Raw genomic sequence first — 13,243 nt, forward strand, 5'->3', positions numbered from 1 at the left:
AGCGCGTGCGCGGGGTGATGTTCACCGGCTCCACCGAAGTGGCCGGCATCCTGGCGCGCAACATCGCCGGTCGTCTGGATGCTCAGGGCCGCACCATCCCGCTGATCGCCGAGACCGGCGGACTCAACGCCATGATCGTCGACTCCTCGGCGCTGACCGAGCAGGTGGTGATGGACGTGGTCGCCTCTGCCTTCGACAGCGCCGGCCAGCGCTGCTCGGCCCTGCGCGTGCTGTGCGTGCAGGACGACGTGGCCGATCGCGTGCTGACCATGCTCAAGGGCGCCATGGCCGAATACAGCCTCGGCAACCCGGAGCGCCTGAACACCGACATCGGCCCGGTGATCGACGCCGAGGCCAAGGCCGGCATCGAAACCCACATCGCCAAGCTGCGCGAAAAAGGCCGCAAGATCACCCAACTGGCGCGCGTCAACGGCGAGGAGATCAAACGCGGTACCTTCGTCGTGCCGACCTTGATCGAGCTGGACAGCTTCGACGAGATGAAGCGCGAGATCTTCGGTCCGGTACTGCACGTGGTGCGCTACGCCCGTGCCGATCTGGGCAAGCTGCTGCAGCAGATCAACGACAGCGGCTACGGCCTGACCCTCGGCGTGCACACCCGCATCGACGAAACCATCGCCCAGGTGGTCGGCACCGCCAAGGTCGGCAACCTGTACGTCAACCGCAACATGGTCGGCGCCGTGGTCGGCGTGCAGCCGTTTGGTGGTGAAGGTCTGTCCGGCACCGGCCCGAAAGCCGGTGGCCCGCTGTACCTCTACCGTCTGCTGTCGACCCGCCCGCAGGAAGCCGTCGCCCAGTACCTGCAACAGGCCGAGGTGCAAGCCCTGCCGGTGCCGAGCGAGCTGGACAAGGTGCGCAGTGCCTTCGCCGACTGGGCGAGCAAGCAGGAGCCAGGCATCGCCGCGCTGTTCGAGCAGTACCGCACGCTGTCGCAGAGCTACAGCAGCCACACCCTGACCGGCCCGACCGGCGAGCGCAACAGCTACAGCCTGCTGCCGCGCGAGCGCGTGCTCAACCTGGCCGACGAGCGCAGCGACCTGCTGGCCCAACTGGCCGCCACCCTGGCGGTGGGCAGCAAGGCGATCTGGCTGGAGAGCCAGCGCGCACTGCATGCCGAACTGCCGAAAGAGGTGCAGAAGCACATCCAGCTGGTGGCCGACTGGAACAGCATCGACGTGGAGCTGGACGCCATCCTGCACCACGGCGATTCCGACCAGCTGCGCGCGGTCAGCGAGCAGGCGGCGCAGCGCAAGGGCGCCATCGTCGGCGTGCACGGGCTGAACAAGGGCGAAACCGACATCCCGCTGGAGCGCCTGCTGATCGAACACGCCCTGAGCGTCAACACCGCAGCCGCCGGCGGTAACGCCAGTCTGATGACCATCGGCTGAGACTTTCGACCGTCACAGGTCGGAAACGCCGTGGAAAGCTGGCTGAAAGCTTTCCACGGCATGCTGCACCCACACGGCGCGACTGCCTGCAGGGGCTACCCGCCCGGCGCCGTGTTTCCATCTCCCGGCCTCATGGCCTGCGTCAGCCTACCCGGCAGACGCTCCGAGCGGGGTCAACCGCCCCGCTTGGCCCTCCTCCCCCGCCCTTCGAAATTTTCGCTTCGCTTTCCTTGCAGAGCAGCGGAACGCTGACTAGCGTTTCAACACTCCGGTGCTTCTGAAAGGCCCGGCATAGAGCCGCTCCCTGGCTTCTCGGGTGCGCCTGATTGATTGCAAATTGCCAGTAGGAATGTGCGTTTGCGCAACAATTAGCAGCCTATTGATGTAGGTCATGACTGCTGCCGCTCCAAACGCGCTCAATACCATCGTCACTTCCCGACATGGAGGTAATTGAGATGTCCGACTCGTCACAAAAACTGCGCCTGGCTGCACTGGTCGCCCTGGTCGTCGGCTCCATGGTCGGCGGCGGTATCTTCTCCCTGCCGCAGAACATCGCCGCCAGCGCCAGCGCCGGCGCCACGCTGATCGGCTGGTTGATCACCGGGGTGGGCATGCTGACCCTGGCCTTCGTGTTCCAGACCCTGGCCAACCGCAAGCCCGAACTCGACGGCGGGGTCTACGCCTACGCCAAGGCCGGCTTCGGCGACTACATGGGTTTCTCCTCGGCCTGGGGCTACTGGATCAGCGCCTGGATCGGCAACGTCAGCTACATGGTGCTGCTGTTCTCCACCCTGGGTTACTTCTTCCCCGTGTTCGGCGAGGGCAACACCCTGCCGGCGGTGATCTGCGCCTCGGTGCTGCTCTGGCTGCTGCACTTTCTGGTGCTGCGCGGAATCAAGGAGGCGGCCTTTATCAACACGGTGACCACGGTGGCGAAGATGCTGCCGCTGGCACTGTTCATCGTGATCGCCGCCATCGCCTTCAAGCTGGACGTGTTCACCTCGGACTTCTGGGGCCGCGGCAACCCCGAGCTGGGCAGCGTGATGGATCAGGTGCGCAATATGATGCTGGTCACCGTCTGGGTGTTCATCGGCATTGAGGGTGCGAGCATCTTCTCTGCCCGCGCCGAGAAACGCAGCGACGTCGGCAAGGCCACGGTGATCGGTTTCGTCGGCGTGCTCCTGCTGCTGGTGCTGGTCAACGTGCTGAGCCAGGGCATCATGGCCCAGGCCGAGCTGGCCGGGCTGAAGAACCCGTCGATGGCCGGGGTGCTGGAACAGGTGGTCGGCCCCTGGGGCGCGCAACTGATCGCCATCGGCCTGATCGTCTCGCTGGCCGGGGCCCTGCTGTCCTGGACCCTGCTGTGCGCCGAGATCCTCTTCGCCAGCGCCCGCGACCACACCATGCCGGAGTTCCTGCGCAAGGAGAACGCCAATCAGGTGCCGGCCAATGCACTGTGGCTGTCCAACGGGCTGATCCAGCTGTTTCTGATCATCACCCTGTTCAACGCCTCCACCTACCTGAGCCTGCTGTACCTGGCCACCTCGATGATCCTGGTGCCCTACTTCTGGTCCAGCGCCTATGCGCTGCTGCTGGCGGTGCGCGGCGAGACCTATGAGAGCGCCGCCAGCGAACGCAGCAAGGATCTGCTGATCGCCCTGGTTTCCACCCTCTATGCCATCTGGCTGGTTTACGCCGCTGGCATCCAGTACCTGCTGCTGTCCGCTCTGCTCTACGCCCCCGGCGCGATCCTGTTCGCCAAGGCCAAGCGCGAGCTGGGCCAGCCCATCTTCACCGGCGTCGAAAAGCTCATTTTCCTCGCCGTGCTGATAGGTGCCGCCATTGCCGCCTACGGGCTGTATGACGGTTTCCTGACTCTCTAGCGAGAAGGAGTTCGACATGTCCAAGAAAGCCCTAGGCGTTCATTCCGAAGCCGGCAAACTGCACAAGGTGATGGTCTGTTCGCCAGGCCTGGCTCACCTGCGCCTGACCCCGAACAACTGCGACGAACTGCTGTTCGACGACGTGATCTGGGTGTCCCAGGCCAAGCGCGACCATTTCGACTTCATGACCAAGATGCGCGAGCGCGGTATCGAGGTGGTGGAGATGCACAACCTGCTGGAAGAGACCGTGCGCGACCCGCAAGCGCTGAAGTGGATTCTCGACCGCAAGATCACCCCCAACAGCGTGGGACTCGGCCTGCAGGGCGAGGTGCGCTCCTTCATCGAGGGCCTGGAGCCACGACGTATCGCCGAATTCCTGATCGGCGGCGTGTCCGGTGCCGACCTGGCCAAACACAAGGATTCCGAGGCGGCGAAGATGTTCAATGCCTACCTGGGTGAATCCAGCTTCATCTTCCCGCCGCTGCCCAACACCCAGTTCACCCGTGACACCACCTGCTGGATCTACGGCGGCGTCACCCTCAACCCGATGTACTGGCCGGCGCGCCGTCAGGAGACCCTGCTCACCTCGGCCATCTACAAGTTCCACCCGGACTTCGCCGGCGAGCAGTTCGAAATCTGGTACGGCGACCCGGACCAGGACCATGGCGCAGCGACGCTGGAGGGCGGCGACGTGATGCCCATCGGCAACGGCACCGTGCTGATCGGCATGGGCGAGCGCACCTCGCACCAGGCCATCGGCCAGGTGGCGCGCGCCCTGTTCGCCAAGGGCGCGGCGCAGCGGGTGGTGGTGGCCGGGCTGGGCAAATCGCGCGCGGCGATGCACCTGGACACCGTGTTCAGCTTCTGCGACCGCGACCTGGTCACCATCTTCCCCGAAGTGGCCAACTCCATCGTGCCCTTCAGCCTGCGCCCGGACGAGAGCCGTCCCGGCGGCATCGACGTGCGCCGTGAGGACAAGTCCTTCCTCGACGTGGTCGCCGAATCGCTCAACCTGCCGAAGCTGCGCGTGGTGGAAACCGGCGGCGATGCCTACGAGGCCGAACGCGAGCAATGGGACGACGGCAACAACGTGGTCTGCCTGGAGCCGGGCGTGGTGGTCGGTTACGACCGCAACACCTACACCAATACGCTGCTGCGCAAGGCCGGTGTGGAAGTCATCACCATCAGCGCCAGCGAACTGGGCCGTGGCCGTGGCGGCGGCCACTGCATGACCTGCCCGATCATCCGCGACCCGATCGATTACTGAACAAGCCAGCCCCGGCGGTGATCCGCCGCCGGGCCCGTTTCAAGCTGCCCACAAGGAGAGAGAACCATGGCTTTCAACATGCACAACCGTAACCTGCTCAGCCTGATGCACCACAGCACCCGTGAGCTGCGTTACCTGCTCGACCTCTCGCGCGACCTCAAGCGCGCCAAGTACACCGGCACCGAGCAGCAGCACCTCAAGCGCAAGAACATCGCGCTGATCTTCGAGAAGACCTCCACCCGCACCCGCTGCGCCTTCGAGGTCGCCGCCTATGACCAGGGCGCCAACGTCACCTACATCGACCCGGGCTCCTCGCAGATCGGCCACAAGGAATCGATGAAGGACACCGCCCGCGTGCTCGGACGCATGTACGACGCCATCGAATACCGCGGCTTCAAGCAGGAGATCGTCGAGGAACTGGCCACCTACGCCGGCGTGCCGGTGTTCAACGGCCTGACCGACGAATACCACCCGACGCAGATGCTCGCCGACGTGCTGACCATGCGCGAGCACAGCGACAAGCCGCTGCACGAGATCAGCTTCGCCTACCTGGGCGACGCGCGCAACAACATGGGCAACTCGCTGCTGCTGATCGGTGCCAAGCTCGGCATGGACGTGCGCATCGCCGCGCCCAAGGCACTGTGGCCGAGCGACGAGCATGTCGCCGCCTGCAAGAAGTTCGCCGAGGAAAGCGGTGCGCGCATCACCCTCACCGAGGACGCCAAGGAAGCGGTCAAGGGCGTCGACTTCGTCCACACCGACGTCTGGGTATCCATGGGCGAGCCGGTGGAGGCCTGGGGTGAGCGCATCAAGGAGCTGCTGCCCTATCAGGTCAACATGGACATCATGAAGGCCACCGGCAACCCGCGAGCCAAGTTCATGCACTGCCTGCCGGCCTTCCACAACAGCGAGACCAAGGTCGGCAAGCAGATCGCCGAACAGTATCCGCACCTGAAGAACGGTATCGAGGTCACCGAGGACGTGTTCGAGTCGCCCTACAACATCGCCTTCGAGCAGGCGGAAAACCGCATGCACACGATCAAGGCGATCCTCGTCTCGACCCTGGCGGATATCTAGGTTCACGTAGCCCGGATGTCATCCGGGGATGGGCTTGTCTCCCCTCTCCCATTCATGGGAGAGGGGCTGGGGGGAGAGGGTCTGGCCGGCGACGCCAGCCCCAGACCACAGCCCCCGGATTCAATCCGAGCGACAAGGAGAACACCATGCGACTCGTCATTGCCCTGGGCGGCAACGCCCTGTTACGCCGCGGCGAAGCCATGACCGCGGAAAATCAACGAGAGAACGTGCGCATCGCCTGCGAGCAGATCGCCAAGGTGGCGCCCGGCAACGAACTGGTGATTGCCCACGGCAACGGCCCGCAGGTCGGCCTGCTGGCCCTGCAGGGCAACGCCTATGACGCGGCCAACCCCTACCCACTGGACGTGCTCGGTGCCGAGACCGAAGGCATGATCGGCTACATGATCGAACAGGAGCTGGGCAACCTGCTGCCGTTCGAAGTGCCGTTCGCCACCATCCTCACCCAGGTCGAAGTGGACAGCGGCGACCCGGCGTTCAAGAAACCGACCAAACCCATCGGCCCGGTCTATGCCAAGGAGGAAGCCGAGCGCCTGGCCGCCGAGAAGGGCTGGAACATCGCTCCGGACGGCGACAAGTTCCGCCGTGTGGTGGCCAGCCCCAGGCCGCAGCGCATCTTCGAGATCCGCCCGATCAAGTGGCTGCTGGAGAAGGGCAGCGTGGTGATCTGCGCCGGTGGCGGCGGTATACCCACCATGTACGACGGCAAGAAGCTGCGCGGCGTCGAAGCGGTGATCGACAAGGACCTGTGCTCGGCGCTGCTGGCCGAACAGCTCAACGCCGACCTGCTGGTAATCGCCACCGATGTGGATGCCGCCTATGTCGAGTGGGGCAAGCCCGGGCAGAAATCCATCGCCGCCGCCCACCCGGACGAGATGGACAAGCTCGGCTTCGCCGCCGGCTCCATGGGACCGAAGGTACAGGCCGCCTGCGAGTTCGCGCGCAATACCGGCAGCACCGCGGTGATCGGCTCGCTGGAGAACATCGAGGCCATCGTGCAAGGCAGCTCCGGTACCCGCATCGGTCTGGACACCGAGGGCATTATTTACCGCTGATCAGGGGCGGGGCCGCGGCCCCGCCGTTTTCTCGCAGGAGCACCGACGATGTTCACCCCAGGCCATCTGCATCGCGACAACCTCGACCGCCCGGAGGGCCTGCGCCTGGCGCCGCCCTTCTCCGTCGACTTCTACTACGAGATTCGCCAGGACCCGGTCCAGGGCCCCATGCTGCACATGCGTCTGGTCGGCGAGGTGAGCGGTCGGCATTTCGACGAGGAGTTCGAGCTGCACCGCGACGTCGCCTTCAACTTCGCCAGCGTGGCCAGCCGCGTCGCCGCCCGCCATGGCCTGCCGCCCAATGCCAGCCCGGTGATGCGCGGCCACGATGAATACGACAAGGTGTTCGCCGACATTCGCAGCAAGCTGCACGCCAGACCGGGCGAGCCGGTCAATCTCGACCACGTGCTCTGACAAGGGGTGCACCGCGCACCGATACCAAAGGCTCTGTCTGCGTTAAGTGTTGGGAGTGGGTGCAAAGGCCCGTAGGGTGGGCTTCAGCCCACCAGCGGTGGTTGGCGTGGGCTAGAGCGGATCGCCGCCCGGCCCACCCTGCAAGGCTCACGAGCCTTCCTTGGAACCCTAGCAACAGCTAACAGGGACATAGCCATACCAAAAGCACCGCTGGAGATGCCGGTGCGCACGGCGCACCCTACGGGTCCTCTCAGGCCTGCATGGTCCAGCCATGCACACCCATGGCCGCCTGACGTCCGGCCTCCGAGCGGGTCGGGTGCGGATGGCAGGTCAGCGCGATGTCCTCGGCCGAAGCGGAGAACTCCATGGCCACGCAGTATTCGCCGATCAGCTCGCCGACGCTCGGGCCGATCATGTGCACGCCGAGAATCTGGTCGGTATTGGCGTCGGCGAGAATCTTCACGAAGCCATCGGTCTCGTGGTTGATCTTCGCCCGGCTGTTGGCCGTGAAGGGGAACTTGCCCACCTTGTAGGCGCGGCCTTCGGCCTTCAGCTCCTCCTCGCCCTTGCCGACGCTGGCCACCTCCGGGCGGGTGTAGATCACTCCGGGGATCACCCCGTAGTTGACCTCGGCGGCGTGCCCGGCGATGCGTTCGATGCAGGCCACCGCCTCGTCCTCGGCCTTGTGCGCCAGCATCGGCCCGGAGGTGACGTCGCCGATCACCCACACGTCGGGCACGCCGCTCTGGTGCTTGTCGTTGCCGAGCATACCGCGCTTGTCGGTGCTCAGACCGACGCTCTCCAACCCGAGCCCTTTGGTGTAGGGACGCCGACCGATGGCCACCAGCACGTAATCAGCCTCCAGTGTCTCGCTCGCCCCACCTGCGGCCGGCTCCAGCGTCAGGGTCACACTGGACTTGCCGGTCTTGGCGCCGGTGACCTTGGTGCCCAGCTTGAAGCTCATGCCCTGCTTGCCCAGGGTGCGCTGCAGGGTCTTGGCGGTCTCGCCGTCCAGACCGGGACAGATGCGCTCGAGGTATTCCACCACGGTGACCTGGCTGCCCAGACGGCGCCACACCGAGCCCAACTCCAGGCCGATCACCCCGGCACCGATCACCACCAGATGCCTGGGCACCTCGGGCAGCGACAGCGCGCCAGTGGAATCGAGAACGCGTACGTTGTCGATCTCCACACCCGGCAGCGGGGTCGGCTCCGAGCCGCTGGCGATGACGATGTTCTGCGTCTCCAGCAGGCGCTCGCCGCCCTCGTGCAGCTTGACCTGCACCCGCCCCGGCCCGTCGATGCGCGCCCAGCCCTTGACCCACTCCACCTTGTTCTTGCGAAACAGGAACTCCACACCCTTGGTCAGCGCTTCGACGCTGGCGGCCTTCTGCTTCATCATCTGCGCCAGATTCAGCGACGGTGTGACCTCCACGCCCAGCGCGCTGAGCTCGCCGCCGGCCGCCGCCTCGTACAGTTCGGAGGTATGCAGCAGGGCCTTGGACGGCATGCAGCCGACGTTCAGGCAGGTGCCGCCAAGGGTCTCGCGGCCCTCCACGCAGGCCACCTTCAGGCCCAGTTGACCGGCGCGGATGGCGGCGTTGTAGCCGCCGGGGCCGGCACCAATGATGACCACGTCGTAGCTGCTCATGAAGAGACTCTCCTCGCTTCGGGGATTGGAATCGGGCGCGCACGCAGCAGATGGAAGCCGGCAAACGCCAGCGCGGCGAACAGGGCATGCAAGGCAACCATAGGCCAGGCCGAACCGTCCTGCAGCCAGGTCAGCAGCAAACCGCCAAGGGTCGCCCCGGCCATCTGCGCAAAGCCCATCAGCCCGGCCGCCAATCCGGCGCGCTGCGGGTTGGGGATCACCGCGCCGGCCACCGCCGCCGGCAGGACCATGCCGCCGCCTAGGGTGACCAGCATCTGCGGCAGCGACAGGCCGAGCAGCGACAGGCCAAACAGCAGATAGATCGCCAGGGTCAGGAAGGCGCCGGTCAGCACCAGCGCCACACCGATGGCCACCACCCGCCGTGGCCCCAGCCGCTGCACGTTGCGCAGGGTGAACAGGGCGCCGCCGAGCAGGCCGGAAACGATGGCCGCGAAAGTCATGCCGTACTGCGCAGCCGTCAGGCCGAGCAGGCCGATATAGACCGCCGAGGAGCCGGCCACCACGACGAACATGGCACCGTAGGTGGCGGCGATGGTCAGCCCCAGAGCCCGGCAGCTGCGCAGCAGATCGCGGTAATCGCCCGCCAGGCGACTCAGCCGCCCGGCCTGTGGGTCGCGCTGCACATGGCTCTCGCGATAGCCGCCGAGCACTGCCAGCAGGGCCACGCTACCGACCACCAGGCTGGCCACCAGCGGCGCGCGCCAGCCGCCGTATTGGGTCAGCAGGCCGCCGAGCAGCGGCGACAGGACGATGGCGGTGAACATCCCCAGCACCGTCAGCGCCAGGGCCGGACCCGCCTCGGCCTGCCACACGTCACGCACGATGGCGCGCGCCAGCACCAGCGCAGCACAGGCGCCGAAGCCCTGCAGCACGCGGGCGGCGATCAGCATCTGGATGTTCTCCGCCAGCAGCATGCCCAGGCTCGCCAGCAGGTACAGCGACAACCCGGCCAGCAGCACCGGGCGCCGACCGAGGCGATCGGACAACGGCCCGAAGAACAGTTGGCCGAGGCCGAAGGCGGCGACGAACAGCGTCAGCGCCAGCAGGCTGCTGCCGGGTACCGCATGCAGCCCCCGCTCCAGGGCGCCGAGGGCGGGAATCAGCAACTGCGTGGAGATTTCCCCCAGCGCGGTGAGCAGCATCAGGATCAAAAGCAGCAGGCGGGACGGGCGCATGGTGGGTTTCCGGTATCGGCCATTTATATTTCGACCATAATATGAAACATTAGATGTCGTCCATCATAAAAACTGGAGCCTCCGATGAACGAGCACAACCGTGATACCCGCCTGGCCGCCTGGATCGCAGAGGAACAGGCCGCGCGCGACCGACTCGCCGCCCCGGGCACCCTGGCCCTGGCGGAAGTGGCTGGCATGGCGCCGCTGGATTTCTTCGACGCCATCGGCCGCGGCGAACTGCCCAGCCCGCCCTTCGGCCAATTGCTGGATTTCGTGCCGCTGCAATGGTCCCGCGGTCGCTTCGTCTTCCAGGGCACGCCGGACGGTCGCCACTACAACCCGCTGGGCAGCGTGCACGGTGGCTATATCGCCACCCTGCTCGACTCCTGCATGGGTTGCGCGGTGCACACCCTGCTCAAGCCCGGCCAGGGCTACACCACCTGCCTGATCCTCGACATGAACGGCACGCGCCAGAACCGCGAGGTGGGTGTAAGATGACAGCCAACATCTGAATCATCCGGAGCATGGCATGCGCTATTCGGAAGACCACAAGGCCAAGACCCACCAACGCATCATCGACGAGGCCGCGCTGCGTTTTCGCCGCGACGGCATCGGCGCCACCGGCCTGCAGCCGCTGATGAAGGCCCTGGGCCTGACCCACGGCGGCTTCTACGCCCACTTCAAGTCCAAGGACGATCTGGTGGAGACCGCCCTGCGCCACGCCGCAGAGGAGCTCACCGCCACCAGCGAGGCCCTAGCCAAGGATGCCGAGGAGCCGCTGACGCGCTTTATCGCCAGCTACCTGTCCAGCGCGCACCGTGCCAACCCGGGCGCAGGCTGCCCGTTGCCGACCATGTCGGCCGAGCTGGGCCAGCGTGGCGAAGCCAGCGAAATCACCGATGCGTTGATCCGCGACCGCCTGGCATTGATCGAAGAGAACCTTCCGGGAGATGACGCCGCCGAGCAGAGCGTGCTGCTGCTTTCGGCCATGGTCGGCGCCCTGCTGCTGTCGCGCAGCGTCAAGGACCCCGAGCTGTCCGACCGCCTGCTCAAGACCACCCGCCGCCGGTTGATCGAACAGGCGCAGGGCCGATAACGGCCAGACAGGCGGGGCGTACAGCGCACCCTACGTTACTCCCCGTAGGGTGCGCTGTGCGCACCAGCCTTCCCCATGAGCCCAGGCGGGCTTCCTGGCCATTCGAAGATCAGCGCCGCCCTCGGTGCGCACGGCGCACCCTACGCGTTCGGCGACGACCTGAGCGTAGGGTGTCGCGGGGCCGCCTAGGCTGTGCGCACCAGCTTCCCACACGAGCCCAGGCGGGTTTCGTGGCCATTCGAAGAGCAGCGCCACCCGCGGTGCGCGCGGCGCACCCTACGCGTTCGGCGACGACCTGACCGTAGGGTGTCGCGGGGCCGCCTAGGCTGTGCGCACCAGCTTTCCACACGAGCCCAGGCGGGCTTTCTGGCCATTCGAAGACCAGCGCCACCCGCGGTGCGCACGGCGCACCCAACGCCTCGGCGCCCGTCCCGATCACTTGTAACGCGCCGCCGCCTGGTTGCGCGACAGGTTCGGCAACAATGCCTCGCGGGCGGTGACGAAGGCGTTCCAGTCGGCGGCATCCGGCAGCGAGGGTATGGTCACCAGTTCGCCCTGATCGAAGCCGGCCAGCGCCGCGTCGACCATCTCGCCCACTTCCATGATCATCGACGGCGGCAGCGCCGAGGCGTCGGTGCCGCTGCGCTCCCAGATCTCGGTGCGGGTCACGCCCGGCATCACCGCCTGCAGCTGCACGCCCGAACCACGCAGTTCGCCAGCCAGGGTCTGGGTCAGGCTCAGCACATAGGCCTTGGTCGCGCTGTAGACGGCGTTGAACATTTCCGGCGCCAGCGCCACCACCGAGCCGAGGTTGATGATGCCGCCCCGCCCCGCCGCGGAGAAGTTGGCCGCAGCCGCAGCCGCCAGGTGGGTCAGTGCCACCACGTTGAGCTGGATCATCGCCTCGGCCTGCTCCAGATCGGCGTCGGCCAGCTTGCCGTTCATCGCCACGCCCGCGTTGTTCACCAGCAAGCCGATACCGGCATCCTCACGCAGGCGTTGCGCGACCTTGAGGATGTCGGCCTTCTGCGTCAGGTCGGCCGGCAGCACCTCGACGGCGACGCCATATTCGCCGCCCAGGCGCTCGGCCAGGGCCTGCAGGCGCTGGGCATCGCGCGCCACCAGCAGGAGGTCATGACCACGCCGGGCCAGGCGCTCGGCGTAGGTGGCGCCGATGCCTGACGAGGCGCCGGTGATCAGGGCGGTAGCGGGCTTGCTTGCAGTGCTCATGGAAGTCTCCGGGAAAGGGATAAAAGTGGGCGATCCAGTTAGATTACGGTCATAATCTTAACCACTTATATGACTACCTTCATATAGCTTCGTCAAGCACTTTGCGCAGCGACCGTCTGGCGGGAAAGGTTCGTACGGGAGTCGCAAAGAAGCCGCGCGCAGCACTGCGCGCGGCCTGACAGCGGCGCTGCCTGGGCAGGAGCAGGCAGCGCGAGGGAGGCACTTTCTCAGTTGGGGCGCATATCCACGCGCAGACGCAGATAGGAGGTCAGGCGCTTGCCGTTGATAACCCCCTGATAGCCGTGACTGTCGAAGGTGGTGCTCTTGATCAGGTCGACGCGGAAACGCGGATTGCTTTCGTAAGTGCGGCCCAGGGTGCTGGTCGAGCGGCTGTCGAACAGGTCGGTGCTGACCTTGACGAACTCGCGCGGGTTGCGTCGGCCGTTGGCACCGCTGTTGTTCGGGCTGCTGAAGATGTCGCCGGTGGCGGTCATCGCCGAGCTGTAGTACTCGCGCCCACGCAGGCTGGTCTTGCCGCTGGCGATCACGAATTGCTGATTGGCCGGGCGGTAGCGGTCGCCGGCGGTCAGGTAGCTGGCCAGCACGTCGTAGAGGGCGTAGCTGCTGCCGGTGCCACGCTGCTTGTTGCGCAGGTCGAAGATGAACACGCCGTTGCTGCCGAGCACTTCCATCTCCACCTGGCCGAGGCTGGGGTTCTGCTGCACCAGCAGCGCGGTGTCCTCGTCGACGCCGTAGGCGAACGGCACGTTGGTGTAGTCGGCCAGGCGCACGATGCGCCCCTGACGGCCGCGCTCGCTGAAATGGGTGTCGAGCAGGCCGTGGCTGAAGAAGCCGAAACCGCCCTGCATGTCGTAGGACAGGTCATCACCGCCCGGGGTGGTGTAGACGCCGTAGCGCAGAGCGGGATAGCTCTCGCCGCCGGTGATCAT

The 13,243-nt window shown here is 66.1% G+C and carries 12 protein-coding genes; 8 read left to right on the forward strand and 4 right to left on the reverse strand.

The features are described 5' to 3' along the window. The 6 genes from N7333_RS21850 to N7333_RS21875 all read left to right on the forward strand — a co-directional run. Positions 1–1,406 (forward strand): aldehyde dehydrogenase family protein (locus tag N7333_RS21850; protein WP_279859383.1); only part of this gene is annotated, 1,406 nt, incomplete at its 5' end. 455 nt (positions 1,407–1,861) lie between these two features. Further along, positions 1,862–3,289: an arginine-ornithine antiporter gene (gene arcD, locus N7333_RS21855; protein WP_003246300.1), complete on the forward strand. Its 1,428-nt coding sequence runs from the start codon at positions 1,862–1,864 to the stop codon at positions 3,287–3,289. Between the two features lie 16 nt (positions 3,290–3,305). After that, entirely contained in the window at positions 3,306–4,556 is a 1,251-nt protein-coding gene (gene arcA, locus N7333_RS21860; protein ID WP_012017788.1) for an arginine deiminase, read from the forward strand. A gap of 66 nt (positions 4,557–4,622) precedes the next feature. After that, positions 4,623–5,633, forward strand: coding sequence for an ornithine carbamoyltransferase (locus N7333_RS21865; protein ID WP_279859384.1), 1,011 nt, complete (start codon positions 4,623–4,625; stop codon positions 5,631–5,633). A gap of 146 nt (positions 5,634–5,779) precedes the next feature. Beyond that, positions 5,780–6,706, forward strand: coding sequence for a carbamate kinase (arcC, locus tag N7333_RS21870; protein ID WP_129481768.1), 927 nt, complete (start codon positions 5,780–5,782; stop codon positions 6,704–6,706). Between the two features lie 48 nt (positions 6,707–6,754). Then, positions 6,755–7,120, forward strand: coding sequence for a DUF5064 family protein (locus N7333_RS21875; protein ID WP_003246306.1), 366 nt, complete (start codon positions 6,755–6,757; stop codon positions 7,118–7,120). Between the two features lie 250 nt (positions 7,121–7,370). Here the strand turns inward: N7333_RS21875 and lpdA are convergent, their stop codons facing one another. Then, on the reverse strand, positions 7,371–8,771 hold the full coding sequence (gene lpdA, locus N7333_RS21880) for a dihydrolipoyl dehydrogenase (protein ID WP_279859385.1): 1,401 nt from the start codon (positions 8,769–8,771) through the stop codon (positions 7,371–7,373). After that, entirely contained in the window at positions 8,768–9,967 is a 1,200-nt protein-coding gene (locus N7333_RS21885; protein WP_129481770.1) for a Bcr/CflA family efflux MFS transporter, read from the reverse strand. The genes lpdA and N7333_RS21885 overlap by 4 nt, the downstream gene beginning before the upstream one ends. Before the next feature lie 84 nt (positions 9,968–10,051). Here N7333_RS21885 and N7333_RS21890 point away from each other — a divergent pair, with 84 nt between their 5' ends. Both N7333_RS21890 and N7333_RS21895 read left to right on the forward strand, forming a co-directional pair. Beyond that, positions 10,052–10,465 (forward strand): hotdog domain-containing protein, encoded by a 414-nt coding sequence (locus N7333_RS21890; RefSeq protein WP_129481771.1) that lies wholly within the window; start codon positions 10,052–10,054, stop codon positions 10,463–10,465. Between the two features lie 31 nt (positions 10,466–10,496). Next, a complete protein-coding gene (locus N7333_RS21895; protein ID WP_012017783.1) occupies positions 10,497–11,063 on the forward strand; it encodes a TetR/AcrR family transcriptional regulator in 567 nt (188 codons plus the stop codon). Positions 11,064–11,498: 435 nt separating this feature from the next. Here the strand turns inward: N7333_RS21895 and N7333_RS21900 are convergent, their stop codons facing one another. After that, entirely contained in the window at positions 11,499–12,293 is a 795-nt protein-coding gene (locus tag N7333_RS21900) for an SDR family oxidoreductase (RefSeq protein ID WP_012017782.1), read from the reverse strand. A 227-nt stretch (positions 12,294–12,520) separates the two neighbouring features. Next, a partial coding sequence (locus N7333_RS21905; protein WP_279859386.1) for a hypothetical protein occupies positions 12,521–13,243 on the reverse strand: 723 nt, incomplete at its 5' end.

It is taken from the genome of Pseudomonas sp. GD04158, assembly GCF_029834875.1.
In the GTDB taxonomy this organism is placed as follows: domain Bacteria; phylum Pseudomonadota; class Gammaproteobacteria; order Pseudomonadales; family Pseudomonadaceae; genus Aquipseudomonas; species Aquipseudomonas hydrolytica.

What these genes read in the sequence shown, in the direction of transcription:
- N7333_RS21900 (WP_012017782.1), bottom strand. Translation starts at nt 12,293, where the DNA reads ATGAGCACTGCAAGCAAGCCCGCTACCGCCCTGATCACCGGCGCCTCG.
- arcD (WP_003246300.1), top strand. Translation starts at nt 1,862, where the DNA reads ATGTCCGACTCGTCACAAAAACTGCGCCTGGCTGCACTGGTCGCCCTG.
- N7333_RS21895 (WP_012017783.1), top strand. Translation starts at nt 10,497, where the DNA reads ATGCGCTATTCGGAAGACCACAAGGCCAAGACCCACCAACGCATCATC.
- N7333_RS21890 (WP_129481771.1), top strand. Translation starts at nt 10,052, where the DNA reads ATGAACGAGCACAACCGTGATACCCGCCTGGCCGCCTGGATCGCAGAG.
- N7333_RS21885 (WP_129481770.1), bottom strand. Translation starts at nt 9,967, where the DNA reads ATGCGCCCGTCCCGCCTGCTGCTTTTGATCCTGATGCTGCTCACCGCG.
- N7333_RS21865 (WP_279859384.1), top strand. Translation starts at nt 4,623, where the DNA reads ATGGCTTTCAACATGCACAACCGTAACCTGCTCAGCCTGATGCACCAC.
- lpdA (WP_279859385.1), bottom strand. Translation starts at nt 8,771, where the DNA reads ATGAGCAGCTACGACGTGGTCATCATTGGTGCCGGCCCCGGCGGCTAC.
- N7333_RS21875 (WP_003246306.1), top strand. Translation starts at nt 6,755, where the DNA reads ATGTTCACCCCAGGCCATCTGCATCGCGACAACCTCGACCGCCCGGAG.
- arcA (WP_012017788.1), top strand. Translation starts at nt 3,306, where the DNA reads ATGTCCAAGAAAGCCCTAGGCGTTCATTCCGAAGCCGGCAAACTGCAC.
- arcC (WP_129481768.1), top strand. Translation starts at nt 5,780, where the DNA reads ATGCGACTCGTCATTGCCCTGGGCGGCAACGCCCTGTTACGCCGCGGC.